The sequence below is a fragment of the Streptomyces sp. NBC_01334 genome (assembly GCF_035983595.1).
Taxonomy (GTDB): Bacteria; Actinomycetota; Actinomycetes; order Streptomycetales; family Streptomycetaceae; genus Streptomyces; species Streptomyces coriariae.
Map to the genome: position 1 here is coordinate 3109521 of NZ_CP130718.1, position 26455 is coordinate 3135975.

The 26455-nt window shown below is 72.1% G+C and carries 23 protein-coding genes and 1 pseudogene; 13 read left to right on the plus strand and 11 right to left on the minus strand.

Annotated features, from left to right (window positions below):
* Positions 1 to 2: 2 nt before the first annotated feature.
* Both OG736_RS14090 and OG736_RS14095 read right to left on the minus strand, forming a co-directional pair.
* Complete coding sequence (locus tag OG736_RS14090; RefSeq protein WP_327182746.1) at positions 3 to 1079, minus strand: Zn-dependent alcohol dehydrogenase; 1077 nt, start codon at positions 1077 to 1079, stop codon at positions 3 to 5.
* 198 nt (positions 1080 to 1277) lie between these two features.
* Positions 1278 to 2135, minus strand: coding sequence for an enoyl-CoA hydratase ChsH3 (locus OG736_RS14095; RefSeq protein WP_327182747.1), 858 nt, complete (start codon positions 2133 to 2135; stop codon positions 1278 to 1280).
* A gap of 333 nt (positions 2136 to 2468) precedes the next feature.
* On the opposite strand from OG736_RS14095, the pseudogene OG736_RS14100 reads away from it, so the two are divergent.
* The 3 genes and pseudogenes from OG736_RS14100 to OG736_RS14110 all read left to right on the plus strand — a co-directional run.
* Positions 2469 to 3749: pseudogene (locus OG736_RS14100) on the plus strand (sensor histidine kinase); the annotation flags it as partial.
* A gap of 349 nt (positions 3750 to 4098) precedes the next feature.
* Complete coding sequence (locus OG736_RS14105) at positions 4099 to 4731, plus strand: response regulator transcription factor (protein WP_037734325.1); 633 nt, start codon at positions 4099 to 4101, stop codon at positions 4729 to 4731.
* 108 nt (positions 4732 to 4839) lie between these two features.
* Complete coding sequence (locus OG736_RS14110; protein WP_327182748.1) at positions 4840 to 6312, plus strand: hypothetical protein; 1473 nt, start codon at positions 4840 to 4842, stop codon at positions 6310 to 6312.
* Between the two features lie 7 nt (positions 6313 to 6319).
* Here the strand turns inward: OG736_RS14110 and OG736_RS14115 are convergent, their stop codons facing one another.
* The 3 genes from OG736_RS14115 to OG736_RS14125 form a co-directional block, all read right to left on the minus strand.
* Entirely contained in the window at positions 6320 to 6970 is a 651-nt protein-coding gene (locus OG736_RS14115) for a class I SAM-dependent methyltransferase (RefSeq protein WP_327182749.1), read from the minus strand.
* 166 nt (positions 6971 to 7136) lie between these two features.
* A complete protein-coding gene (locus tag OG736_RS14120; protein ID WP_327182750.1) occupies positions 7137 to 8879 on the minus strand; it encodes an MFS transporter in 1743 nt (580 codons plus the stop codon).
* 226 nt (positions 8880 to 9105) lie between these two features.
* On the minus strand, positions 9106 to 9771 hold the full coding sequence (locus OG736_RS14125; RefSeq protein ID WP_327182751.1) for a TetR/AcrR family transcriptional regulator: 666 nt from the start codon (positions 9769 to 9771) through the stop codon (positions 9106 to 9108).
* A 220-nt stretch (positions 9772 to 9991) separates the two neighbouring features.
* Between OG736_RS14125 and OG736_RS14130 the strand changes: the two genes are divergently transcribed.
* The 6 genes from OG736_RS14130 (at position 9992) to OG736_RS14155 (ending at position 16016) form a co-directional block, all read left to right on the plus strand.
* Entirely contained in the window at positions 9992 to 10840 is an 849-nt protein-coding gene (locus OG736_RS14130; protein WP_327182752.1) for an NAD(P)H-binding protein, read from the plus strand.
* Between the two features lie 89 nt (positions 10841 to 10929).
* Positions 10930 to 12360 (plus strand): DHA2 family efflux MFS transporter permease subunit, encoded by a 1431-nt coding sequence (locus OG736_RS14135; RefSeq protein ID WP_442817032.1) that lies wholly within the window; start codon positions 10930 to 10932, stop codon positions 12358 to 12360.
* Positions 12361 to 12521: 161 nt separating this feature from the next.
* Positions 12522 to 13556, plus strand: coding sequence for an N-acetylmuramoyl-L-alanine amidase (locus OG736_RS14140; RefSeq protein ID WP_327182754.1), 1035 nt, complete (start codon positions 12522 to 12524; stop codon positions 13554 to 13556).
* A 178-nt stretch (positions 13557 to 13734) separates the two neighbouring features.
* Complete coding sequence (locus OG736_RS14145) at positions 13735 to 14541, plus strand: DUF5336 domain-containing protein (RefSeq protein WP_082412493.1); 807 nt, start codon at positions 13735 to 13737, stop codon at positions 14539 to 14541.
* A 109-nt stretch (positions 14542 to 14650) separates the two neighbouring features.
* On the plus strand, positions 14651 to 15661 hold the full coding sequence (locus OG736_RS14150; RefSeq protein ID WP_327182755.1) for an LLM class F420-dependent oxidoreductase: 1011 nt from the start codon (positions 14651 to 14653) through the stop codon (positions 15659 to 15661).
* Between the two features lie 64 nt (positions 15662 to 15725).
* Positions 15726 to 16016 (plus strand): hypothetical protein, encoded by a 291-nt coding sequence (locus tag OG736_RS14155; protein ID WP_054238057.1) that lies wholly within the window; start codon positions 15726 to 15728, stop codon positions 16014 to 16016.
* Positions 16017 to 16125: 109 nt separating this feature from the next.
* Here OG736_RS14155 and OG736_RS14160 read toward each other — a convergent pair whose 3' ends face one another.
* Genes OG736_RS14160 through OG736_RS14170 form a run of 3 tightly spaced genes read right to left on the minus strand, consistent with a single transcriptional unit; the run spans position 16126 to position 19408 of the window.
* The gene (locus tag OG736_RS14160; RefSeq protein ID WP_327182756.1) at positions 16126 to 17196 is read right to left on the minus strand and encodes a prenyltransferase/squalene oxidase repeat-containing protein; all 1071 of its coding nucleotides are present in this window, start codon (positions 17194 to 17196) and stop codon (positions 16126 to 16128) included.
* The gene (locus OG736_RS14165) at positions 17193 to 17972 is read right to left on the minus strand and encodes a class I SAM-dependent methyltransferase (protein ID WP_327182757.1); all 780 of its coding nucleotides are present in this window, start codon (positions 17970 to 17972) and stop codon (positions 17193 to 17195) included. Before OG736_RS14165 ends, OG736_RS14160 begins: the two co-directional genes overlap by 4 nt.
* A complete protein-coding gene (locus tag OG736_RS14170) occupies positions 17966 to 19408 on the minus strand; it encodes a glycosyltransferase family 4 protein (RefSeq protein WP_327182758.1) in 1443 nt (480 codons plus the stop codon). Before OG736_RS14170 ends, OG736_RS14165 begins: the two co-directional genes overlap by 7 nt.
* A 209-nt stretch (positions 19409 to 19617) precedes the next feature.
* Between OG736_RS14170 and OG736_RS14175 the strand changes: the two genes are divergently transcribed.
* On the plus strand, positions 19618 to 20238 hold the full coding sequence (locus tag OG736_RS14175) for a TetR family transcriptional regulator (RefSeq protein ID WP_057599769.1): 621 nt from the start codon (positions 19618 to 19620) through the stop codon (positions 20236 to 20238).
* A 262-nt stretch (positions 20239 to 20500) separates the two neighbouring features.
* On the opposite strand, the gene OG736_RS14180 is transcribed toward OG736_RS14175, so the two are convergent.
* Entirely contained in the window at positions 20501 to 20734 is a 234-nt protein-coding gene (locus OG736_RS14180) for a ferredoxin (protein WP_327182759.1), read from the minus strand.
* Between the two features lie 6 nt (positions 20735 to 20740).
* Positions 20741 to 22198, minus strand: a complete 1458-nt coding sequence (locus OG736_RS14185; RefSeq protein ID WP_327182760.1) for an aldehyde dehydrogenase — start codon at positions 22196 to 22198, stop codon at positions 20741 to 20743.
* Between the two features lie 91 nt (positions 22199 to 22289).
* Here OG736_RS14185 and OG736_RS14190 point away from each other — a divergent pair, with 91 nt between their 5' ends.
* The 3 genes from OG736_RS14190 (at position 22290) to OG736_RS14200 (ending at position 25675) form a co-directional block, all read left to right on the plus strand.
* Entirely contained in the window at positions 22290 to 23339 is a 1050-nt protein-coding gene (locus tag OG736_RS14190) for a Strvi_7410 family MBL fold metallo-hydrolase (protein ID WP_327182761.1), read from the plus strand.
* Positions 23340 to 23381: 42 nt separating this feature from the next.
* A complete protein-coding gene (locus OG736_RS14195; RefSeq protein WP_327182762.1) occupies positions 23382 to 23828 on the plus strand; it encodes a nuclear transport factor 2 family protein in 447 nt (148 codons plus the stop codon).
* A gap of 107 nt (positions 23829 to 23935) precedes the next feature.
* Positions 23936 to 25675, plus strand: coding sequence for a serine/threonine-protein kinase (locus tag OG736_RS14200; RefSeq protein ID WP_327182763.1), 1740 nt, complete (start codon positions 23936 to 23938; stop codon positions 25673 to 25675).
* On the opposite strand, the gene OG736_RS14205 is transcribed toward OG736_RS14200, so the two are convergent.
* Positions 25676 to 26386, minus strand: a complete 711-nt coding sequence (locus OG736_RS14205; protein ID WP_327182764.1) for a phosphotransferase — start codon at positions 26384 to 26386, stop codon at positions 25676 to 25678. It abuts the gene before it with no gap.
* Between the last annotated feature and the right edge of the window lie 69 nt (positions 26387 to 26455).

The following is a 26455-nucleotide window of genomic DNA, read 5'->3' on the forward strand; positions in this document are numbered from 1 at the left end:
CCTCAGATCTCGATGCACGTACGGAGCGCAGCCCCGGTACGCATCTGGTCCAGCGCCTCGTTGATCTCGGTGAGCGCCACGCGGTGGGTGATCAGGCTCGACAGGTCGATCCTGCCTGCCCGCCACAGGGCGATCGTCCGCTCGTAGGAGCGCAGGACGTCACCGCCGCCGTACATCGAGGGCAGGATCCGCTTCTCGTCGAAGAACAGCTCGAACATGTTCAGCTGGAGGAAGTCGTCCAGGGCGCCCGCGCCGACGACGACGAGGGTGCCGCCGCGCCGGGTGTTGTCGTACGCGGTGCGGGCCGTGGCGGAGCGGCCCACGACCTCGAAGACGTAGTCGAACCCCTCCCCACCGGTGACCAGTTGCTTCGCTCCGGGCAGCTCCTCCGGCGAGACGGCCTTCGTGGCGCCGAACTCGAGGGCGGCCTCCCGGCGCGAGGCGACCGGGTCGACGGCGACGATCTCGGCGGCGCCCTTGAGCCGCGCGCCCTGGATCGCGGAGATGCCGACGCCTCCGCAGCCGATGACGGCGACCGACGAACCGGCTTCCACGTCCGCCGTGTTGAGGGCGGCGCCCAGACCCGTGGTCACTCCGCAGCCGATGAGCGCGGCGATGTCGAAGGGGACGTCGTCGGGGATCGGGACCGCGCAGCCCGCGTCGACCACGACCTCCTCGGCGAAGGTTCCGGTGCCGGCGAAGCCGAAGACGTCTCCGCCGGGGCGACGGAAGTTGGGTGTGCCCGCGTTCATGAACCCGGCCAGGCACAGTTCGGTCTGGCCGCGCTTGCACGCGGGACATGCCCCGCAGGCCGGCAACCAGCAGACGACGACCCGGTCACCGGGCTTCACCCGGGTGACGCCCTCCCCCACCTCCAGGACCTCGCCCGCACCCTCGTGACCGGGCACGAAGGGCGCGGGCTGCGGGAGCACCCCGCCCATCGCGGACAGGTCCGAGTGGCACAGGCCCGTGGCCCGCACCCGGATCCTGACCCGTCCGGGGCCGAAGCCCACCGCCTCGACGTCGTCGAGGACCTCCAGCTTGTCCTGGCCGATCTCGTGCAGTACGGCTGCTCGCATGGTGCGGCTCCCCTCGGGTCCCCTCGGATGCTGGGCGGTTCTGGAGGTGAATTCGGCTGCTGCTGGAGGTGGTGGTGCAGGTGGTGGTGTGTTGGTGGTTCAGGTGGTGCAACCGGTTCAGGTGGCCCCGGCGGTCCGGGTGGTTCAGGTAGTCCCGTCGACCTCGGCGGTCCGGGTGGTCCCGGTGGTCCCGGTGGTTCAGGAATGTTCGACGAGCGTGTCGGCGAGGACGGGTGCGTCGTCCCGTTGTACGGCGCTCACGGCCACCCGGACGGCTCCTTCCCCGCGCCACATGCGGATCCGCAGGGTCTCTCCCGGGAACACCACACCGGCGAAGCGCGTGGCGTAGCCGCGCACCCGGCCGACGTCGCCGTCGAGCAGCGTGTCGACGACCGCCTTGAGCGTGATGCCGTAGGTGCACAGGCCGTGCAGGATGGGCCGGTCGAATCCGGCGAGTTTCGCGAACTCCGGGTCGGCGTGCAGCGGGTTGTAGTCGCCGGAGAGGCGGTAGAGCAGGGCCTGGTCCTCGCGGACGGTCCGCTCGATCACCTTGTCGGGGTCACCGGAGGGCGGCTCGAGCCGGGCGGAGGGGCCCCGGTCGCCGCCCCAGCCGCCTTCTCCCCGGACGAAGATCTGGGCGTCGTTGGTCCACAGCGGCCCGTCCGCGTCGGCGACCTCGGTGCGCATGACGAGGACGGCGGCCTTGCCCTTGTCGTACACGGCGGCGATGCGTCCGATGGCGGTCGCCCGGCCGGTCACCGGAATGGGACGGTGGATCTCCAGGCGCTGGCCGCCGTGCAGGACACGGGCGAGGTCGACCTCGACGCCGGGCATCGACAGTCCGCTGATCACACCGGGCGAGCCGGAGCCGGCGACGGTGGCGAAGCTCGGCAGGACGTGGAGCCGGGACTCCAGCGTGTAGCGCAGTTCGTCGGGGTCGGTGGCCGGGACGCCCGCGCCGATGCCGAGGTGGTACAGCTGGACGTCCCGGCGGTCCCAGGTGATCTCGCCGGTCCGGGGTTCGGCGGCGAGCGCCTTGGCTGCGTCGATGGGCATGGAGCTCCTGATCGCTCGGATCGATCGGATCGATCGCATCGTTCCAAGACCTCGGCACGGCCGTCCGCACCGATCGGCCGCACCGAGGCCGTCACGGGGCCGCGGAACCCGCCCTACCCAGAACGGATCTAGAACGCGTTCCAGTGCGGCGACCCCCTGTATAGCCCAGGCCCCGGAAGTTGTGAAGACACCTGACGGCATGTCAGAAACGGGTGCCGAGGACATTTGTCCTGCCCGACTGCGTACATCCGGCACTGCCGCGAGCGGGCCCGGAACCGTAGCGTCGAAGACAGGCACACGACCGTGGAAGACGCAGGAACGGGGGACGGACATATGACCAGGTCATTCGAGGACGGGCGCCGTGCGGCGGCCTGCCGCCGGGACGCCTGGCGCTCGGCGTTCCGTACGGCACGGGAGCGCCGGCGGCACTGGAGAGCGGACAAGGAGCGCTTCAAGGCCGAGTACCGCAGCGCCCGCCGGGACGGGCGGATTCCCGAGGACCCGGGTCCGCCGGCCAGCGGCTTCACACTGCTGCCGTGGCTGCTGATGGGGATGGGCGCGTTCTCCAACCTCTTCCAGGGGGACGCCAACCCGTGGATCGGCAGCCTGGGCCTGCTGGCGTTCAACTCGCTCTACATCTACGTCGCTTTCCGCGCCTTCGTGAAGGAGGCCCGCGAGGCGACCTCCACACGGGTGGCGCTGGTACTGCTGGGCCTCGTGACCTGCGGGCTCGCCCTCGGCTACGGCGGCAGCTGGCTGCTCTTCCTCCCGCTGTTCGGCCTCGCGACGGGCGCGGTACTGCGCGGCCCCCAGCTGCGGACCATCGGTACCGCCGTCGCCGTCCTGGCGGGCGCGGTCGCCTGCGTCCGCGACGGCTGGGACGGCCTCACCATCGCCTACGCCACCTGGATCTCGACGATGGTGACGGCCGCGATCCTCTCCCTCTCCGAGGCCGTACGGGAGTTGCGCGCCGCCCGTGAGGAGCTCGCCCGCCGGGCGGTGGAGGAGGAGCGGCTGCGCTTCTCCCGCGATCTGCACGACCTGCTCGGCCACACCCTGTCGGTGATCGTGGTGAAGTCGGAGGCGGCCCGGCGGCTGGCGCCGCGCGACATGGACGCGGCTCTCTCCCAGGTCACCGACATCGAGGCGGTGGGCCGGCAGGCGCTGACCGAGATCCGCGAGGCGGTCACCGGCTACCGCGAGGGCAGTCTGGCCGGCGAGCTGGACCGGGCCCGCTCGGCCCTGACGGCGGCGGGCGTCGAACCGTCGGTGAGCCGGTCGGGGCCGCCGCCGGATCCGAGGACCGCGGCCCTGCTCGGCTGGGTGGTGCGCGAGGCGGTCACCAACGTCGTCCGGCACAGCGACGCGAGCCACTGCGGGATCACGGTCTCGGGCACGCCGGAGCGGGTCCGGCTGACGGTGACGGACGACGGCAGCAGCGGAGAAGGCAGCAGCAGCGACGACGGCGAAACGGGCGGCGACAGCTGTTGCGCGCCGGGCGGCGGCACAGGACTCACCGGCCTGCGCGAGCGCCTGGCGGCGGCGGGCGGCACCCTGACGGCGGGCCCGGGACCACGCGGCGGCTTCACGGTCACGGCGGAACTGCCGGTCGAAATCCCGATGTCACACCCGGGCTCCGGCACCATCGCCGGGACGGGGACGGGGACGGGGACCGCCGGCGGCACCTCCGTCAGGACTGATACGGACGCCATCGCGAGGGCCGACACCGGGACCGATACCCGACCATCGCCAGGACCGGGACCGCCAACGGCACCAGGAACGGGACCAGCACCAGCACCGATACCGGTGCCGCCACCGACCACGCCACCGAACCCGAAGGGATACGGTCCCCCGCGGCCGCGCAGCCCGCCGCCTCCGCGCATCCCGCGGACACCGTGCCGTCCGTGGCCGCCGGCCCTAACCTGGGCCCGTGACCGAGATGCCGGGTTGGCCCGTGAACGAGATGCCCGACGACCACCGCCCCGCCAAGTCCATCAGGGTGCTGCTCGCGGAGGACCAGGGGATGATGCGCGGGGCGCTGGCCCTGCTGCTGGGGCTGGAGGCCGACATCGAGGTCGTCGCGCAGGTGGGCACCGGGGACGCGATCGTGGACGCGGCGCTCCTCCACCGCCCGGACGTCGCGCTCCTCGACATCGAACTCCCCGGCATCAGCGGTCTGGACGCGGCCGCCGAGCTGCGCGACCAGGCGCCCGGCTGCCGGGTGCTGATCCTGACCACGTTCGGCCGGCCCGGCTATCTGCGCCGGGCCATGGAGGCCGGGGCCTCGGGGTTCCTGGTCAAGGACGGCCCGGTGGAGGAGCTGGCGGCGGCGATCCGCCGGGTGCTGGCCGGCGAGACGGTCGTGGACCCGGCGCTGGCCACCGCCGCGCTGAGCGCCGGCCCGAACCCGCTCACCGCCCGCGAGTGCGACGTCCTGAAGGCCTCGGTGGACGGCGCGACCGTCTCCGACATCGCCGCCAGGCTGCACCTCTCGGAGTCCACGGTCCGCAACTACCTGTCCTCCGCGATCGGGAAGACGGGCACCCGCAACCGCATGGAGGCGATGCGGGAGGCTCGGCAGCAGGGCTGGCTGTGAGGACCGGACGCACAGGCCCTGCCGAGCCGGACGTGAAGGCGCCTGCGGTGGCGGCCGGTTGCGAGGGGTGGCCGCAGAGATCAGGACCGGCGCTGGCATAGTGCCCGCATGTCTTTACCGATACGGATCCTCAGGCGTCCGGCCGCGCTGGCGGCGAGTGTCGCGGCACTGTTCGCCACGGCGGTGACACCGGCCGCCGCCGACGGCTCCGAGCAGGTCGTGATGCGGTTCGAGACGCCGGAGACGTACGTCATGTACAACGCCGACCAGGGGGCCGCGGCTTCGAACAACGGCTTCCCCGTCCCCGTCTTCGTCGAGCGGAGCAAGGGCGGCGAACCGGCCCGCAATGTCCGGGTCGTCGTGGACGCGTCGGGCCTGGGAGGCGTCGCCCGGCTCGGTGAAGGGGGCATGTGCAAGGCCGAGGGCCCGATCTACACCTGCGAATACGGCGACCTGCAGAACGGCGACGGCGAGAGCTACAACCCCCTCGCCCTCCTCGGGGTGGACGGCGTCGAGCCGGGCGACAGCGGGACGGTGACGTACACCGCGACCGCCGACAACGCGCCCACCGTCACCGGCACCACCCGGATGACCGTCGGCGGTCCGACGCTGACCGCGCCAGGGCAGGAGAAGGGCGTGAGCGGGCTGGCACCCGGCAAGTCCGCGAACGTGACGGCACGGTTGGCCAACAACACCCGCTTCCCCACGAAGGCGGGCGTCGCCCTCCAGGTCAACGTGTCGGAGGGGGTGACGCTGACCGCCCTGCACAGCAACTGCTTCTACGCGGGCCCCGCGCCCACCTCCGCCTGGTGCACCTTCCCCACGAAGGCTGCGGCGGGCGCCGCCTACCGCACCGGCGCGCCGCTGGTCTACACGCTCACGCCGCCCGGGAGACTGAGCGGCGAGGTGACCTACACCTGGTCGTCACCGCCGTCCCGCCCCGCCGACCACACCGTGCGCGGCACCGGCTCCCCGCTCACCCTGGTCCGCACGGCCCCCCAGCACTTCGACGACACTCACGGCAGGCTCGGGATCACCACCACCGTGCAGGTCGACTACCGTCCGGTCAGCGCGACCGTGCGGGGCCGGGTCGGTGACACGGTGAAGGTGCGGCTCGGGCTGGAGGACCTCGGTCCCGGCCGGGTGCGGGGCGAAGAGGACCAGGGCCGCTTCGAGGTGGTCCCGCCCAAGGGCACCACGGTCACCTCGATCCCGTACGTCTTCGAGGGGGACGAAGGGAAGTGGGCCTGCGCGCGACCGGAGAAGCCCGGCGGGGCGTTCGTCTGCGAGATCGGCCACGACGGCCTCTACGAAGCGCGGCACGAAGGGGGCACCACCGCGATCGACTTCCACATCCGCATCGACCGTCAGGTCCAGGGGGCCGAGGGCACCATCCGCACGTACAACCCGTTCGACCGCACCCCGGCCAACGACGTCGCCGTCATCCCGCTCGACGCCTCGCCCGCCTCGCCCTACCGGGTCTCCAGTCACCCCTGGGTCTGGACCGCGGGCGCCCTGGTCCTCACCGTCCTGGCAGCGGCGTACCTCCGTCGGCCCCGCCGCAACGCGAAACCGTCGTGACCGCGTCCTAGATGCCCGCGCCCGTGCGTCGCAGCACGCGCAGCGAGCCGGTGTCCGAGACCTCGGTGAAGGCGCCGGAGGCCAGCGCGCGGAGGTAGACGCGGTAGGGGGCCTGGCCGGTGAACTCGTCGACCGGGTCGGGGAACACGTCGTGGATGACGAGGAGCCCGCCCTCGGCGACATGCGGTGCCCAGCCCTCGTAGTCGGAGGTGGCGTGCTCGTCGGTGTGGCCGCCGTCGACGAAGACGAGACCGAGGGGCGAGTTCCAGAACGCGGCGATGCGCGGCGAACGTCCGACCAGGGCGACCACATGCTCCTCCAGGCCCGCGCGGTGCAGGGTCCGGCGGAAGGTGGGCAGGGTGTCCATCAGGCCGACCTCGGGGTCGACGGTCTCCGGGTCGTGGTACTCCCAGCCGGGCTGCTGCTCCTCGCTGCCCCGGTGGTGGTCGAGCGTGAGCGCGCTGACCCCGGTCTGCCGGGCCGCGTCCGCGAGCAGGATCGTGGAGCGCCCGCAGTAGGTGCCGACCTCGAGCAACGGCAGCCCGAGCGCACCCGCCTCGACGGCGGCCGCGTACAGGGCGAGACCCTCGTCGACCGGCATGAACCCCTTCGCCGCCTCGAACGCGGCCAGGATCTCGGGCTTGGGTGCCGCGGGCATAGGGGGTCCTCCGGGGTCCGTGCGTGGTGGTACGTGCGGTGGTGGTCGGTGGTGCGTACGTGCGGGAGCTCCGTGCGTATGGCCGCCCATGCTGCCGCACCCCCCGCCGCCGAGGCGACAGGGGGTGCGGAAACGACGGGCCGAGGGGCGCGCGGGGCCGGTGGGGTCAGGCGCTGACCGTCTCGCCGGGCAGGGCCAGGTCCAGGTCGACCGGACGCTCGTCGCCCGCGTGGGTCGCGGAGCTGGCCAGCGGGCCGTGGCCGGTGGCCTTGGCGGCGAGGACGTAGGCGCCCCGGGCCGGGACGGCGAGGGCGTAGCTGCCGTCCTCCTGCGACAGGGTGGCGCCGGCCTGGCGGCCGCGGCGGTCGATGAGCGTGACCTTGGCACGGGCGACCGGGACGCCGTCGGCGTCCAGGACCCGGCCGCGGAAGCCCCGCAGGACCTCCTCGGCGTGCTTCAGGTTGGCTTCCTCCTCGCTGCTGGCGCGCAGCTGCGGCACGGCCGACGGACGCTGCTGCCTGGGCAGGAAGAGGGCGAGGAGCAGGCCGACCGCGACGGCGGCGGTGGCGATCAGGAAGGAGACGCGGAAGCCGTGCATGGTCGGTACGGCGACGCCGCCGACGTTGTTCGCGGTGTTGGCCAGCACCATGCCGATGACGGCGCTGGACACCGAGGTGCCGATGGACCGCATCAGGGTGTTGAGGCCGTTGGCCGCGCCGGTCTCCGAGGCGGGGACCGCGCCGACGATCAGCGCGGGCAGGGAGGAGTACGCGAGGCCGATGCCGGCGCCGAGGACGACGGCGATGACGAGGCTCTGCCAGGCGGCGCTCATCAGGCCGAGGCCGGCGCCGTAGCCGATCGCGATGATCAGCATGCCGAGGATCAGGGTGAACTTGGGGCCGTACTTGGCGGACAGCCTGGCATAGACGGGCGCGGTGAACATCATCGTCAGGCCGAGCGGCGCGACGAGCAGACCGGCGGTGACCATCGACTGGCCGAGGCCGTAGCCGGTGGCCTTCGGCAGCTGGAGCAGCTGCGGCAGGACCAGGGAGACGACGTAGAACGAGACGCCGACCATGATCGAGGCCAGGTTGGTGAAGAGGACGGCCGGTCGGGCCGTGGTGCGCAGGTCGACGAGCGGGGCCTTCAGCCGCAGCTCCATCACGCCCCACAGGACGAGGACGACGGCCGCGGCTGCGAAGAGGCCGAGGGTGGTGCCGGAGGTCCAGCCCCAGTCACTGCCCTTGGTGATCGGCAGCAGGAAGAGCACCAGACCGGTGGAGAGGCCGATCGCGCCGGCCACGTCGAAGGTGCCCTCGGCGCGGGCCGGGGACTCGGGGACGACGAGGAGGGTGAGGGCGATGGCGAGGGCTCCGAGGCCGGCGGCGCCGTAGAACAGGGCGTGCCAGTCGGCGTGCTGGGCGATCAGGGCCGCGAGCGGCAGGGCGAGGCCGCCGCCGACGCCGATCGAGGAGCTCATCAGGGCCATCGCCGAGCCGAGCTTCTCGCGCGGCAGCATGTCCCGCATCAGGCCGATGCCGAGCGGGATCGCGCCCATCGCGAAGCCCTGGAGGGTGCGGCCGGCGATCATCGTGATCAGGTCGCTGGTGAGGGCGCTGACCAGCGCGCCGACGACCATCACCGCGAGGCTGGCGATCAGCATGCGCCGCTTGCCGTACAGGTCGCCGAGGCGGCCCATGATCGGAGTGGCCACGGCGCCGGACAGCAGCGTCGAGGTCAGGACCCAGGTGGCGTTGCTCGGCGCGGTGTCCAGCAGCTGGGGCAGGTCCTTGATGACCGGGACGAGCAGGGTCTGCATCACCGCGACCACGATGCCCGCGAAGGCGAGCACGGGGACGACGGCTCCGCTCGCTTCGCGGGTGGGCCGGCCGGTCGTCGTGTGCGTCATGAGGTGGGGCCTCCGGGGGCGGTGCGTCAGGGATACATGGAGACCGAACCTGTATGCATGGGCAACTATTCCGATGCTTCGGCGTACTAACGATTTCTTTATCTTCTCTTGAAGGTTCCCCTGCGGGTTCCCTCGGAGAAGGTTCCCGGAAGGTCCTCCCGAGGCTCCCTGAAGATCTCCCGCGGAAGCGACGGCCGGGGACCGACCAGGGGTCCGGTGCCGCGTCTCAGCCGGCGGGGGTCTGGAGGATGCCGCTGAGCAGCACGTCCAGGCCCCAGGTGTCACGGTCGCCGGGCGAGAACAGGGCCGGCCGCAGCGCGGTGATCATCGGGTATCGGTCGGCGGGCAGGGCCGCGTAGTGGCGGTCTGCGTCCGCCACGACGGTCTCCTCCTTGCCCCCCTTGGTGAGGTAGGCGCTCTGCTCGGCGGCGGCCGCGGCGCTGTGGAGATGCAGCAGGTCGACGGCCCAGGCGGCGGTGATGTCGTCGAGGCCGCCCTGCTTGAGCAGCGCGAGCATACGGTCGAGGACGAGCAGGGCGTTGGCCCCGGTGGGGATCGCGCCGAGCGCGACGGCGGCCAGCCCCTCGTGCCGACTCATGGCCTCGACCGTCGCCGCGACCAGCGCGTGCAGCTGCTCCCGCCAGGTGCCCTCCGCGGCGAGCGGAACCCGGGCGAGCGCCTCGTCCAGCATCGCGGCCATCAGGTCGTCGCGGTTGGCGACGTAGACGTAGAGCGAGGCCGGCCCCGTGTCGAGCTCCTTGGCGACGCGGCGCATGGTCAGCGCGTCCAGCCCGTCGCGGTCGAGGATGGCCAGCCCGGCACGCACGATCGCCTCGCGGCTGAGGGGGGCCTTGGCGGGCCGCGCGCGGCGGCTGATCGGCTCGGGGGTCACGGGGAGAGGGTAACGGGGAGAGGGCGACGCCACGAACGCCGGTCGCCACGAACGTGGACCGTGACGAACGTCGACCGTGACGAACAACGTTTGACACGAACAGCGTTCGTTCCCTAGTGTCGCGGCTACGACTGCACGAACATCGTTCGCCACGAACACTGTTCGCATCACTCGCTGTTCGCATCACTCGCTGTTCGCATCACTCGGAAAAGGAACCGTCATGATCCTGATCACCGGAGGCCGCGGCGCGGTCGCCACCCGGCTGCTCGCCCTTCTGCGCGCCGACGGCATACCCGTGCGGGTCGGGTCGGCCGCCCGCGGCGACCTCACCCCGCCTCCCGGCGTCGAGGCCGTCACCCTCGACCTCACCGACCCGGCGACCTTCCCCGCCGCCCTGGCCGGCGTCACCTCCGTCTTCCTCTACGCGAGCCCCGACCACGTCACCGAGTTCGCCGAACAGGCACACCGCGCCGGCGTCACCCATGTCGTGGTGCTGTCCAGCTCGAGCGTCCTGGGCGTGCTCGACTCCGAGCCGAAGGACGACCCCCTGGCCGGTTCCCATCTGGCCGTGGAGCGGGCACTGCTCGCCTCCCCGATCGCCACCACCCTCCTGCGACCGGGCTCCTTCGCCTCCAACGCCGCGTCCTGGGCCTGGCCCGTCAAGGCCGGACTGCCCGTCAGCCTGCCCTTCCCCGGCGCCCACACCGACCCCCTCCACGAGACGGACCTGGCCGAGGCCGCCCACGCCGTCCTCACCGACCCCCGGCACCGCGGCGGCCGGTTCACCCTCACCGGACCCGAGTCGCTGACCTTCGCCGAGCAGATCGACCGGCTCGCCGCCGTCACCGGCCGCGCCATCGCGGTCAAGCACGTCACCGCCGAGGAGTGGAAGGCGGAGACCGACGGGCACATCCCCGCCGTCTACGCCGACGCGCTCCTCGCGTGGTGGGAGTCCACGGACGGCAGGCCCGTCGCCCTCACCCGCACCGTCGAGGAACTCACCGGCCACCCCGCCCGCCCCTTCACCGCCTGGGCCACCGACCACATCGCCGACTTCACCGCCTCCTGAGCCTCCTGAGCCTCCGACCTCCCGGGGCGACCTCCCACCCGCGCCCTAGGTCGAAATCCCGATGCAAGGGGCGCAACCGCGTTGAGACCATGACGCCCATGCTGGAAACCGCCACCACCCGCTCTCGGAGATCCCTCCGTCCCGCCCCTCCCGCCTGGCTGCTCGTGGCACTCGCCTGCGCCGGACAGTTCCTCGTCGTGCTCGACGTGTCCGTGGTGAACGTGGCGCTGCCGTCGATCCGGGCAGATCTCGGAATGAGCGCCTCGGGCCTGCACTGGGTGGTGAACGCGTACTCGATCGCCTTCGCCGGGTTCATGCTGCTCGGCGGCCGGGCGGGCGACCTCTACGGCCGCAAGCGGATGTTCCTCACCGGCCTCGCCCTGTTCACGCTGGCCTCGCTGGCCGGCGGCCTGGCGCTGGACGGCCGGCAACTGCTGCTCGCGCGGGCCGTGCAGGGTCTGGGCGCGGCGATCCTCGCGCCCGCGACGCTGACGATCGTCACCTCCGCCGTGCCGGAGGGCGCCGCACGGGCGCGGGCCATCGCCACGTGGACGGCGGTCGGCGCGGGTGGCGGGGCCGCGGGCGGGCTCGTCGGCGGGGCACTGGTGGACCTCATGTCCTGGCGCTGGGTCCTGCTGATCAACGTGCCGGTCGGTGTGCTGTTGCTGGCCGGCTCGCTGTGGTGGTTGCCCGAGAGCCGGGCCGGGGACGGCCGCCGACCGGACCTGCCGGGCGCACTGCTGATCACGGCCGGCCTCGCCACGCTGGCGTACGGCATCTCGCGGACGGAGGCGGAGGGCTGGACGGCCCCGGCCACCCTCGTCCCGCTGGCCGCCGGGCTCGCGTCGATCGGCCTGTTCCTCGCCGTCGAGGCCCGGACGGCGTACCCGTTGATGCCGCTCGGGCTGTTCCGGCTGCGGGCGGTGTCGGCGGCGAACGCGGCGATGTTCGTGAACGGCTCGGCCATGTTCTCCATGTGGTTCTTCATGACGCTGTACGCGCAGAACGTCCTGGGCTACACCCCGCTGGAGGCCGGCCTGGCGCTCGTGCCGAGCTCGCTGGCCATCGTCCTCACCTCGAAACTCGCCCCTCGTTTCATGCGGACGGCCGGGGCACGCACCGTGGCCACGCTGGGCACGCTGCTCGCGGCGACCGGGTTCGCCTGGCAGTCGACGATGAGCGCGGACGGCGGGTACGTCACCGGGATCATGCTGCCGGGCGTCCTGATGATGCTGGGCGCGGGCCTGGCCTCGACCCCACTCGCCTCGCTGGCCGTCTCGGGCGCGGCACCGGGCGACGCGGGTCTGGTCTCCGGCCTGGTCAACACCTCCCGCACGATGGGCGGCGCGCTGGGCCTGGCGGTGCTGTCGACGCTCGCGTCCGCCCGCACCGCGGGCCGCGGAACACCGGAGGCGCTGACGGAGGGGTACGCGCTGGCCTTCCGCACCGGGACGGGCGTGCTGCTGGTGGGGGCGGCCCTGATGCTGACCTGGCTGCCACGCCGGCCCTCCGCCGCCTGACAGCCGAGCGGAGCCGACCGACCGAAGCCGACCGACCGAAGCCGACCGACCGGGCGGAGCGGACCGGCCGCCGTCCGTCATCAGCCATCCCTCATCCGTCCGTCATCCGTCCGGCGTCGTCCCGCTGAGAGCTTGTCGGGGTGGCCGTTAGGGTGGCAGGCGTGTCGTACGCAGGCTCGAACCCCGGTCCCTTCGATCCCTCCGATCCCTCCGATCCCTTCGGTCCCTTCGGTCCCCCGCGGCCGCGCCGCTCGCCGCTGCGCCGCCCGCTGACCGTGGCGCTCGCCGCGCTGGTGCCCGGGGCGCTGCTCGGCTGGCTGGCGTACGACGCGCTGGGCGGGACCGGGGGCGGCGGGACGGACGGGCCCGGGGCGGGGGCGGCGCCGAGTGTCCTCAGCTCCCCCGCGAACGGCTCGGACGGCTCGGACGGTGCGGGCGGTTCGGGCGGTTCGGGCGGTGACGGGAAGACGGGTGTCGGTACGGGCACCGCCTCCGCCCCGGCCTCGGCCGGTTCCGGCGCAACCTCGCTCCGGGGCAAGGTCGTCGTCATCGACCCCGGCCACAACCCCACCAACTACCAGCACACCGCCGACATCAACCGCAAGGTGGACATCGGCACCAACCGCAAGGAGTGCGACACGACGGGTACGTCCACGAACTCCGGTTACAGCGAGGCGGAGTTCACGCTGGACGTGGCCCACCGGCTGCGCACACTGCTCCAGCAGCAGGGTGCCACGGTGCGGCTGACGCAGGACGCGGACCGGCCGTTCGGCCCGTGTGTCGACGAGCGCGCCCGGATCGGGAACGCGGCGCACGCCGACGCGGTCGTCTCGATCCACGCCGACGGCGCCGGGGCCGGGCAGCGCGGCTTCCACGTGATCCTGCCGGGCGCGGTGCACGAGGGCGGCGCGGACACCCGCGCCATCGTCGCCCCGTCGAAGGACCTCGGGAAGCTCGTCGCGGGCGACTTCACCCGGGCAACGGGCACTTCACCGTCCAACTACGTCGGCGACGGCACCGGTCTCGTCACGCGTGAGGACCTGGGCGGTCTCAATCTGTCAACGGTTCCCAAGGTGTTCATCGAGTGCGGCAACATGCGCGATACCAATGACGCGGCGCTGCTGACCAGTGGCGCCTGGCGGCAGAAGGCGGCGCAGGGGATCTCTGAGGGAATCGTGAGTTTCCTGCGCGGGTAGTGATCAGGGCACTCATCCCGGCGGACAGCGCGATCGTGGTGACGATAGTGTCGTCCCTACGATGAGGGGCCACCCCCGCGCTTCACACAGGGGCCTGACGGCGACATGGTGACAGCGACGCCTCTACCGATATGTGTATGCGTGTACCGATGACGAGACGACTGACGAAGGACCTGAAGTGAATATCCGCTCCCTCACTCGAGGCGACGGCGTGGTGATCGGAGCAGCGGTATTGCTGTTCATCGCGTCGTTCCTGGACACGTTCGACGGCTCCGGCAGTGACGTCCCGAACGCCTGGGACAACCTCGGCCTCGTAATGAGCATGTATCTCGGCGGAATCATCGGTGCCGCCCTGATCGTCGTCGCCCGCGCGCTTCCGCAGCCGCGCAAGGTGGCCGGCATCGACCTGGGGCAGTTCGGTGTCGCGCTGACGGTCTTCGCCGCGTGGACGGCGTTCTGGACGATCATCGACCCGCTCGGTGCGTTCAGCGACACGTTCGGCAGCACCGACATCGAGACGGGCTCCGGTCTGATCCTGGGCCTGATCGCCGCGCTGCTGCTGGCCGCCGGCGCGGTCGCCACCCCGCTGGTGCCCGCCCTCCAAGCCGCCCTCGTCCCGGCGCCCAGGCCGGCCGCCCCGCAGCCGTACGGCGCGCAGCCGCCCGCCGGTTACGGCTACCCGGGCGCCCCGCAGCAGCCGTCGGCGTTCGGCGGTCCGCCGCAGCAGGGCCAGCCGGGTCAGCCGCCGTTCGGCGCCCAGCCGGGCCCGGCGCAGCCGTCGGGCGGGGACTTCTCCCCGTTCTGGTTCGCCGTGCCGGTGCCGCGTCCGCTCTACGCGGAGGACGGCGCGCCGATGCCGATCGCCGAACTGGCGCCGGGCACCTGGTACCTCGCGGTCGAGCAGGGCGCCCAGGGTCTGGTCGCCCAGACCCAGGACGGCCGCCGCGGTGTCCTCCGGGACGCCTCCGGCATCCAGCGCGGCTGAGCCCCGGCTCCCGCACAGTTTCACGCACGGCCCCTCGCCCTTCCGGGCGGGGGGCCGTTGTCGTACAGTCGCAGCCTTCCCTTGTCTGACACACCGTCAGGAGGCGGGCATGCGGCTCGGTCTGGCGCTCGGCTACTGGGGCCGCGGTCCCTCCCCCGACCACGTGGAGCTGGCGCGCGAGGCGGAACGGCTCGGCTACGACTCCGTGTGGACGGCGGAGTCCTGGGGCTCGGACGCCTTCACGGCTCTCACCTGGATCGCCGCCCGCACATCGACGATCGGACTGGGCACGGCGGTCGCGCAGATGGCGGCCCGCTCCCCCACCACGACCGCGATGCACGCCCTGACCCTGGACCATCTCTCCGGCGGCCGGATGACGCTCGGGCTCGGCCTGTCCGGCCCCCAGGTGGTGGAGGGCTGGTACGGCCGGCCGTTCCCCGCGTCGCCCCTGACCGCGACCCGGGAGTACGTGGACGTGGTGCGCCAGGTGCTGCGCCGCCGGGCGCCGGTGGAACTGGACGGCCGCTTCCACTCCCACCCCTACCGCGGCCCGGACGCGACCGGCCTCGGCAGACCGCTCAGGTCCATCACCCACCCCCTGCGCCCCGACCTGCCGGTGCTCCTGGGCGCGGAGGGTCCGCGCAACGTCGCCCAGACGATCCGTATCGCCGACGGCTGGCTGCCGCTGTACTGGTCGCCGAACCGGCCGGACGCGTACGGCCCGGCGGTGGCGGAGCTGCCCGAGGGCTTCCGGGTCGCGCCCCTCGCCCAGGCACGGATCTGTGACGACGTCACCGAGGGTCTGCTCCCCGTGAAGACCATGCTCGGCTTCTACATCGGCGGCATGGGCCACGCCACCCGCAACTTCCACGCCGACCTGATGGCCCGCATGGGATACGAGGAGGAGGCCCGGCACATCCAGGAGCTGTTCATGGCCGGGCGGCGCGAGGAGGCGGTGCTGGCCGTCCCGGACGCCTTCGCCGACGAGATCTCCCTGGTCGGCCCCCGCGAACGCGTCGCCGAGCGGCTGGAGTCCTGGCGCAAGGGGCCGGTGACGGACCTGCTGGTCGTGGCCCCGGACCGGACGACCCTCCGGGTGCTGGCGGAGCTCAACTCATAGCCACGGGCGCACGGAGAGCGAACACTCCACGTTTCAACCGGGATTCCGGGGCCAGACGGAAGTCATGTCTCGATATCGCAGTGGTTCCAACTCCGCCGGAACGGTCATAGCGGTGGTCGCGGACGTCATGGCCGTCATCCTCGGGCTGTGGATCCTCATGTACCTGCTGGACGCCAACCGGGGCAACGACCTGGTCCAGTTCGTGCATGACGCGGCCAACTGGCTGGCCGGCTGGTCACGTGACCTGTTCACGTTCGACGAGGCGTGGGCGCGGGTGGTGGCGGGCTACGGCCTGGCAGCCGTCGTCTACCTGTTCATCGGTCACGCGATCGCCAACCGGGTCCACCGCCACTAAGGCAGATCCCGGGGCGGGTCCTGTGACCCGCCCCGGGAACGAGTCCACCGTAGGAGCGGGTCCGCCCCGGGAACGGGTCGGTTCCGGGACGGTCAACCCCGGGAACGGGTCAGGCGCAGCAGTCCGCCTCGAGCCCGGACGGCAGCTGCTCCCCGCCGAACACGGCACAGGTGGCCTCGTGACCGCCGAGGGCCGCCACGGCGAGCAGCAGCGACCCCGCGGTCCAGGTGGTCAGCTCCCGTGGCCAGATCGCCTCGTCCTCGAACACGAACCCCGTCCAGTACAGGCCCGACTCCGCGTCGCGCAGATGCTGGATCGACTGAAGGATCTCCAGCGCCCGGTCGGACTCGCCCATCGCCCACAGCGCGAGGGCGAGTTCGGCCGACTCGCCGCCCGTCACCCACGGGTTGGGGACGACACAGCGCACGCCGAGACCCGGGACCACGAACCGCTCCCACTCGGCCTCGATCCGGGACTTGGCCTCCGTGCCGGTCAACGCGCCACCCAGCACCGGGTAGTACCAGTCCATCGAGTAGCGGTCCTTGTCGAGGAACCGCTCGGGGTGCCGACGGATGGCGTGCCGCAGTGCCCCCACCGCCAACTCCCAGTCGGGCTGCGGCTCTTCACGCTGCTCGGCGATGGCCAGCGCGCAGCGCAGTGCCTGGTGGACGGAGGAGGAGCCGGTGAGCAGCGCGTCGGCCGTCGGGGTGCCGTCGTCGTCGCGCCGCCAGCCGATCTGGCCGCCGGGCTGCTGGAGCCGCAGCACGTACTCGACGGCCGCGTAGACGGCCGGCCACATGCGGTCCAGGAAGGTGTCGTCGCCGGTGGACAGGTAGTGGTGCCAGACGCCCACGGCTATGTAGGCGACGAAGTTCGTCTCGCGCCCACGGTCGGTGACGTCGTCGAAGGCGCCGTCCGCGTACGCCGCGAACCAGGAACCGTCGTCGTTCTGGTGCCGGGCCAGCCAGGTGTACGCCCGCTCGGCGGCCTCGTGTTCGCCCGCCGCGTCCAGCGCCATCGCGGCCTCGGTGTGGTCCCACGGGTCGAGGTGGTGGCCCCGGAACCACGGGATCGCGCCGTCCTCACGCTGCACGGCGAGGATGCCGGTGACGGTCTCGGCGGCCTGCTCGGCGGTGAGGACCCCGGGCAGGACGAGGTGTTCTGTCCGGGGTGTGGTCACTTGGCGTCCGCCCCGGTCTTCTCGGCCTGCTCGGCGTTCTCTGCCTGCTCGGGGAGTCGCGGCAGGTGCGGCTTGGTCGCGTACGCCACGAAGCTCTTGCCGATGAGCGGGTTCAGCGCCTGCTCGGCGACCCGGGTGGCGAGGGGCTTCTTCATGATGTCCCAGACCAGCAGCTTGTGGTACGCCCGCACCGGCAGCGCCTTGTCGTTGTCGACGCCGAAGGCGCACTTCAGCCACCAGTACGGCGAGTGCAGCGCGTGGGCGTGGTGGGTGCCGTACGGCTTCAGGCCGGCCTCGCGGATCTTCGTGAGCAGCTCGTCGGCCCGGTAGATGCGGATGTGACCGCCCTCGACCTCGTGGTAGGCGTCGGAGAGGGTCCAGCAGACCTTCTCGGGGCCGTAGCGCGGGACGGTGACGGCGATCCGGCCGCCCGGCTTGAGCACCCGCACCATCTCGGCGAGGACGCCCTTGTCGTCCGGGATGTGCTCCATGACCTCGGAGATGATCACGACGTCGAAGGACTCGTCGGGGAAGGGCAGGGCGAGGGCGTCGCCCTCCATGGCCGTCGCGGTGGCACCCTCGGGGGCCTCGCCGGCCTCCTTCATCGCCGCGAACCACTTGGCGACCTCGCGGATCTCCTCGGCGTTCTGGTCGAGGGCCACGACCTGCGCTCCGCGCCGGTAACACTCGAAGGCGTGCCGGCCGGCACCGCAGCCCAGGTCCAGGACTCGGTCGCCCGGGGCGAGCGGGAACCGGGAGAAGTCGACGGTCAGCACGTGGCCCTGCTTTCGCGATCGCGATCGGATGCTTCGGATACGGCGTCGGTGTCGGCACCGGCCCCGGCACCGACGGACTCGACGGCTTCGGGGGCGGCGGAAGCCGCGGAAGCCTCGGCGACCCGTGGGCGACCGCGGTCGGCTATCGCCTCGCGGTACCGGGCCACGGTCCCCTCGGCGGCCCGCGCCCAGGTGAACCGCTCGAGCACCCGCTGCCGTCCGGCCGCGCCGAGCCGGGCCCGCAGCTCCGGGTCGCCCAGCAGCCGTCCGAGACCGGTGGCCAGCGCGCCGGAGTCGCCCGGCGGCACGGCCAGGCAGGTCTCGCCGTCCCGCCCGGCGACCTCGGGGATCGCCCCGCCGGTCGTGGCGAGCAGCGGGGTGCCCGTGGCCATGGCCTCGGCGGCCGGCAGGGAGAAACCCTCGTACAGCGACGGCACGCAGGCGACCTCCGCCGAGCGGACCAGGTCGACCAGTTCGGCGTCGGAGATGCCCTTGACGAACTCGACGGCGCCTTCGAGGCCGTACCGCTCGATCGCCTGGGCGACCGGCCCCTCCTGCGGGCGCTTGCCGACGACGACGAGATGGGCCTGCGGGTACTCGGTGCGTACCTTGGCCAGCGCCTCGACGAGGAAGACCAGGCCCTTGAGCGGGACGTCCGCGCTGGACGTCGTCACGATCCGGCCCGGTACGACGGCCACGGCGGGGTTCGGCGAGAACAGGTCGGTGTCGGCACCGATGTGGATGACGTGGACGCGGTCGTCGCGGACACCGAGGTGGTCGACGATCTCCTGGCGGGAGGTTCCGGAGACGGTGAGCACGGACGGCAGCCGGCGCGCGACCCGCTTCTGCATCCGGGTGAACGCGTACCAGCGGCGCACGGAGTACCGGCGCCGCCGTCCCTCGGCCGCGTCCAGCTCCAACTGCCGGTCGACGGTGATGGGGTGGTGGATGGTCGTGACGAGGGGCGCGCCGATGTCCCCCAGCAACCCGTATCCCAGGGTCTGGTTGTCGTGCACGATGTCGAACTCACCACTGCGCGCGCGGAGATGGCGACGGGCCCGCAGCGAGAAGGTCAGCGGCTCGGGGAAGCCGCCGGTCCACATCGTGGCGACCTCGAGGGCGTCGACCCAGTCGCGGTACTCGCCGCGCTTCGGGGTGCGGAAGGGATCCGGCTGACGGTAGAGGTCGAGGCTGGGCAGCTCGGTGAGGGTGAGACGGTCGTCGTGGCCCGGGTCCAGCACCGGATAGGGCTGGGAACCGATCACCTCGACGCGGTGACCCAGACGGGCGAGCTCACGCGAGAGATGCCGTACGTAGACACCCTGACCCCCGCAGAACGGGTTCCCCTTGTAGGTGAGGAGAGCGATGTCGAGCGATCTCCCGCCGTCGGCGGCGAGGTCGTGCCGGGGCCCTGCCTGACTGGCCTCAGCGGTCACTCCGGGCCCCCTTCTGCCTGCATTGTCCCGCGAGACTACGACGGGACGCTAATCTAGAACAAGTTTCAGACTTGATCGTTCGGGAGGCTCTGAATCTACCGGCAGGTAGGAGAGCTGTGAGCAGTGGATCAGGTGATTCACGCCACGGCCGACCGCCCCGTCGAGCTGTGCGCCCACTGAGCCTCACCGACTGTCACGGAACGGGACCCATGTCTGCGGAAGCCAGCACTCAGCACCCTGCCCACTCCCCGCTCACCCAGCGGCAGGAGGAGCGCCGGCGCCGCATCCTGCACGCGAGCGCGCAGTTGGCCAGCCGGGGCGGGTTCGACGCGGTACAGATGCGGGAGGTCGCGGAGTCCTCGCAGGTCGCCCTGGGCACGCTCTACCGCTACTTCCCCTCCAAGGTGCACCTGCTGGTCGCCACGATGCAGGACCAGCTGGAGCACATGCACGGCACGCTGCGGAAGAAGCCGCCGACGGGCGAGCGGGCGGCGGACCGCGTCGCGGAGACCCTCATGCGCGCCTTCCGCGCCCTCCAGCGCGAGCCGCACCTGGCGGACGCGATGGTCCGCGCGCTGACCTTCGCCGACCGCAGCGTCTCACCGGAGGTCGACCAGGTCTCCCGTCAGACGACGGCGATCATCCTGGACTCGATGGGCCTGACCGACCCCACGCCGGAGCAGCTCTCGGCGGTCCGCGTCATCGAGCACACCTGGCACTCGGCGCTCATCACCTGGCTGTCGGGGCGCGCGTCCATCGCCCAGGTACGGATCGACATCGAGACGGTGTGCCGGCTGATCGACGTGACGGACCCCCGGACACACGAGTAGGACGCACGGGCAGGACACGCGAGCAGAGCGCACAAGCAGGACGCAGGACGCACACGAAGGACCTACGAGACGACGAGGGTTCCTTCAGATCCTGTCCCGCGACCTTCAGGTCCCTCGGTCCGTCCGTCGACGTCGGCCTCGGCGGATGCCTTCGCGTCACGCAGAAGTCGGCTACTCCGGTCGGACCCCCTCATTCGCCTCGTAGGCCACTACCAGGATAAAACGTCGCAAACGTGACGCAATACCCTGTCGGGAATTTTCTTCACTCCTCCGGCGGGAACACCGCCTCCCCGCTGCCCACCAGCGTGATCATGATCGCCTCCACCGGGCAGCTCTCCGCCGCCGCCAGCACCCGCTCGTTGGCGTCCATGTCCGGGTCGGCCGGATGGGACTGGCGCGCGGTGTCGAGCCGGAAGCCGTCGGGCGCGTGGTGGATGCACTGGGCGGATCCGATGCACAGGGACCGGTCCACCTCGACGTGCCAACGATCCCCCATGGCCCGTCAGCCCTCCCACCCCGCCGGCAGGTGGATCATCTTGTGCTCGAGGTACTCGCCGAAGCCCTCGGGCCCGAACTCCCGACCCAGCCCGGAGTTCTTGTAGCCGCCGAACGGCCCGAGCATGTCGAGGCTGAAGGTGTTCACCGAGTACGTCCCGGTACGGACCTGCCGGGCGACCTCGATGCCGTGCTCGACGTCGGCCGTCCACACACTGCCGCTGAGCCCGTAGTCGGAGTCGTTCGCGATTTTCAGCGCCTCGGACTCGTCGCCGTAGGGCAGCAGGCAGATCACCGGACCGAAGATCTCCTCGCGGGCGATCCGCATGGAGTTGTCGACGTCACCGAACAGAGTCGGTTCCACGTACCAGCCGCGCTCCAGACCCGGCGGACGCCCCCCGCCCGTGAGGATCTTCGCGCCCTCCTCCTGCCCGATCCGGATGTAGTCGAGGTTCCGGCGCTGCTGCCGCTGCGCCACCAGCGGGCCGACCTGGGTCGCCGGGTCCAGCGGGTCACCGACGACCAGCGCCGCCGCCGCGGCGGTGAAGGCGTCCGCGAACTCGTCGTAGCGCGAGCGCGGCAGCAGGATGCGGGTCTGGGCCACACAGGCCTGCCCGTTGTTCATCCAGGCGGCCGAGACGATCCCGGGGACGGACGTGGCGATGTCCGCGTCCGGCAGCACGACGGCCGCCGACTTGCCGCCGAGCTCCAGGGTCACCCGCGTCAGGTTCCTGGACGCCACCTCCATGACCCGCTTGCCGGCCGCGACCGAGCCGGTGAACGACACCTTGTCGACGCCCGGATGCCCGACCAGGTACTCGCTCACCTCACGGTCGGCCGGCAGGATCGACAGCACACCCTCCGGCAGCCCCGCCTCCCGCGCGATCTCCGCCAGCAGATAGGCGTCCAGCGGCGACTCCGGCGACGGCTTCAGCACCACCGTGCAGCCGGTGAGCAGCGCGGGCGCGAGCTTGGCGGCCGCGACGAACTGCGGGACGTTCCACGGGACGACGGCCGCGACCACCCCCACGGGCTCGCGCCGCACGAGGATCTTCCCGAGCACGCCGTCGCGCCGCTCCTCGTAGGTGAAGCCGCGCGCGACGGTGATCGCCGCGTCCCACACCATCATCGCGCCGAGGGCCTGCGCGAGGACGCTCCAGGAGTACGGGGAGCCGTTCTCGGAGGAGATCACCCGGGCGATCTCCTCGTGGCGCAGCGCGATGCCGTCCTTGATGCGGGTGACGACGGCGATCCGCTCGTCGAGCGACAACCGGGGCCAGGGCCCCTCGTCGAAGGCCCGCCGCGCCGCGGCGACCGCCCGGTCCACATCACCGGCCGACGCGTGCGGCACCCGCCCGATGACCTCCTCGGTGTGCGGCGAGACGACCTCGATGACGTCCTTGCCCAGGGGATCGATCAGTTCCCCACCGATGAACAGCTGTCCGTGTTCCACGAGCTCGGCCATGACCACTGCCTTCGTCTACGTTTCTGACGGTGTTTCAGGAACTGATACCAGTTCTAGTTATAGTGGGCAATGGCCGTGTGACGGAGGGCAGATGAAGAGCAGTCAGGGCGAACCCACCACGTACGACCACGGCGGCGGTGTCCGCTCGCTCCGGGTGCCGATCCCGGACAACCCGCTGGGCCACACCCTGGTGTACGTCGTCGACACCGACCGTGGGCCGGTGCTGATCGACACGGGCTGGGACGACCCGGCGTCCTGGGAGGCGCTGACCGCCGGGCTGACCGGGTGCGGCACGTCCGTCTCGGAGCTGTACGGAGTCGTGATCACCCACCACCATCCCGACCACCACGGCCTGTCCGGCCAGGTGCGGGAGGCCTCCGGGGCGTGGGTGGCGATGCACGCGGCGGACACCTCCATCGTGCGGCGGACCCGCGAGACGCGTCCCGAGCGCTGGTACACGTACATGGCGGCCAAGCTCACCGCCGCCGGCGCCCCGGAGGAGCACATCGCCCCGCTCCGCACGCCTCCCGCCCGTCGTCGCCCCTTCCCCGGCCTGGCGCCCGCCCTCCCCGACCGCGAGATCGTCCCCGGTGAGTTCCTCGACCTGCCAGGCCGTCGCCTGCGCGCGATCTGGACGCCGGGTCACACCCCCGGCCATGTCTGCCTCCACCTGGAGGAGGACCATCCCGCTCGACTCCCGGGCCACGGACGCCTGTTCTCCGGCGACCACCTGCTGCCGGAGATCACCCCGCACATCGGCCTGTACGAGGATCCCGACGACGCCACCGTCACCGACCCCCTCGGCGACTACCTCGACTCCCTCGAACGCGTCGGCCGGCTCGCCCCCGCGGAGATCCTCCCGGCCCACCAGTACGCCTTCACCGACGCGCCTTTCCGCGTACGGGAGTTGCTCACCCACCACGAGGACCGTCTCACCGGTCTGCTCGCCCTCCTCGCCAGCCCGCTCACCCCCTGGCAGCTCGCGGAACGCATGGAGTGGAACCGCCCCTGGCCGCAGATCCCCTACGGTTCACGGAACATCGCGGTCTCCGAGGCCGAGGCCCATCTACGGCGACTGGTGAAGCAGGGCCGCGCGGAGGCGGTGACCGGGAGCGACCCTGTGACGTACGTGGCGGTGTAAATCGCTCGCGGCGGGCGAGGGCTCCCTGATAGCAACGCCCTCATGGACCCCCTGCAGCGGCTGCTCGCCGAACGCGCCTGCGAGCGCCTCGTCGTCGACTTCGTCCACCGGCTGGATCTCGGCGAACCCTCCTCGGTGGCCGAGCTGTTCACCGAGGACGGCACCTGGGAGTGGCCGGCGGGCGGGCGGCTGGTCAAGGGGCGGTCGGCGCTGCGGGAGTACTTCGGTTCGCGTCCCGCCGACCGGCTCTCGCGTCGCCTCATGTCGAACATCCTGGTCACCCCGACCGCACCGGACACCGCGCTGGCCACCTCGTACTTCTCGACGTACCGGGTCGACGGCTACGAGGGCGGCGTCGTCCCCGCCGGACCACCCGTCCAGGTCGGGCACTACCAGGACGCGTTCCGCCAGGTCGACGGGGTGTGGCTGCTGGAGACCCGGGTGCTGTTCCTCCCCTTCGGCGGACCGACACCCCGCGTAGGCTGCTGACTTGATCGGATCAACGGATCGTCAGGTCGCCAGGTCGCCAGGTCGTCGGATCATGGGGATCAGAGGCCGGGGCCGGGGGGCCGGGGGCATGAGGGGGATGAGGGCCGATGAATCGTGCGACTGAGGTGTTCCAGCCACTCCAGGCGGACGATCCGCCCATGGTGGCCGGTTACCGTCTCGCCGCCCGGCTCGGGGCGGGCGGCATGGGACGGGTCTACCTGTCGCACACCCAGGGCGGCCGGCCGCTGGCCATCAAGGTGGTACGCCCCGAACTGGCCGACGACCCGGCCTTCCGGCGGCGGTTCCGCCGGGAGATCAAAGCCGCCCGGCGGGTCCGCGGCGCGTACACCGCCGAGCTGATCGACGCCGACGCGGACGGCGTACCTCCCTGGCTGGCCACGCTGTACGTGCCCGGGCCCTCGCTTGCGGAGGCGGTCTCCCGGCGCGGGCCGCTGCCGGTGCCCGCGGTGCTGTGGCTGATGGCGGGGGTGGCGGAGGCGCTCCAGGCCATCCACGGTGCGGGAATCGTGCACCGGGACCTGAAGCCGTCGAACGTGCTGCTGGCCGCCGACGGGCCGCGCGTGATCGACTTCGGCATCTCGCTGGCCTCCGACGTCACCTCGAACACCGCCACCGGCCTCGCCGTCGGCACACCGCAGTACATGGCTCCCGAGCAGGCGACCGCGGGCGAGGTGACCGCCGCGACCGACGTGTTCGCGCTCGGTCAGACGGCGGCGTTCGCGGCCCTGGGCGAGCCGTTGTACGGGGACGGCCCCTCGGTCAGCGTGCTGTACCGGATCGTGCACTCGGAGCCCGACCTGTCCCTGCTGCCCGAACCGCTCCGTCCGCTGATCGCCCGCTGCCTGGCGGCCGATCCGGCGGAGCGGGTCACCCCGGCGGAGATCGTCGAGTGGTGCAGGCGACGTCTGGACGGAGACGCGGACAAGGGCGCCGGGCCGGCCGTCTGGCGTGAGGTCACCGGGCCGGAGGTGACGGTTCCGTCTCCGGTCCCCGATCCCACCCCGGTGCACACGCTGCCCTTGGTCCCGCGGCCCTCGCACAAGACGTCGCGGCACGAGACGCTCCAGCACGCCGTGCCCACGAACACGATGCCCTCGAACACGATGGCCTCGAACGCGATGTCCCCGCACGCGATGCCCTTGATCGCGCCGGTGCAGTCGCAGCTCACGCGGCCGGACGGGCGGCCGACCCGCCGTCGGCGCACGGCGTTGGTCACGGCCGCCGCCGTGATCACGGGCGCGCTGGTGCTGACCGGCCTGACGTGGACGGTCATGGAGGCGGCGGACCGGCTCCGCCACCGGGACACGGCCGGGGCGTCCTCGACGCCCGGCCCGTCCGGGTCCGCAGGGTCGTCGGCGTCCTCGTCGTCCTCGTCGACCGCCGCGCCGGACTCGGCGGCCGGGGACCGGACATCGGAAGGGTCGGGCCCCTCCTCGACCGTGCCCAAGACGCCGCAGGCCACCGCGTATCCCCTCCAGTGGCTGGACGCGAAGACCTCACTGGACGTCAAGGAGCCGGTCCGGCGCGAGGACGGCAAGGGGGACATCCGCTTCACCTGCGAGCAGGCCGGCTGCGCGCTGGAGAGCGACACCAGCGTGTTCAACATGCTGTACGGCGACCCCGGTGGCTCCCTCGACTCGTGCCGCATCGTCCTCACCGGCGCCAAGAGCCACCGCCTCCCCCTCGCCGCGGCGGCGGCCGGCAGCGAGATCTGCGTCAAGCACCCCTCCGGGGACATCGCGCTGCTCGTGATCCAGGTGAAGTCGACCGCGCTGCCGGACATCGCCTTCGTGACCGCGGACATGACGGTCTGGCGGGCGGCCTAGTCAGCAGCCCGCCGTCGCCCTGATCAACTCGGCGGCCGGTACGAGGAGTTCCGTCTCCTCGCGGCTCATCGTCGGGTTGGCCGCCCGCCTCCGCAGGGCCTCCGCCAGGCCCTGCTCGGTGAGGTCGGAGGGGTCGGCGAGCAGCGCGGTCAGCATCGCCCGCGCCGGATCGGCGATGGGCTGGGGAGAGACGGCCACCTGGGCGAGGATCACCGCGGACATGCCCCAGTCGAGCCCGGGGTCGCCCTCCTCCGCGTTGGCCCAGTCGATGACCCGGGGGCCGTCGGGCGTGAGGATCACGTTGTCCGGGTGGAGGTCCAGGTGCAGGATGCCGGTGTCGGCCGAGATCCGTCCCGGCAGGGCGTGCAGCTCGCGCAGCAGCCGGGCGAGGACGGCCCCCGCCTCGTCGGCGTCCAGCGTGCCCGCGCCGAACGCCTGGAGCATCGTCGGCCCGTCCAGCCGCTCCATCACCAGGTCGGAGCGGGAGCCGGAGGGCCGTACGGCGGGCGCCGGGTAGCCGTGCTCGCGCACATGCGTCATCACCGCCGCGAGGGCGGCCGAGTCCTCCCAGCCCTCCCGGTCGCGGCGCAGCACCCACTCCTCGTCGATCTCGTACACATCGGCCGTTCGGCCCGAGCCGAGCAGTCGGCCCGGCAGCCCGGCTTGCACCCCGCCCGGCAGCCCGCCCGGCATCCTCCCCGTATGCGTCATGGTCACAACATATCGGCGGCTTCCGCCCCGCCCGGGGCGCTTTCACAGCCGCCCCTCAGACGCCCGGCT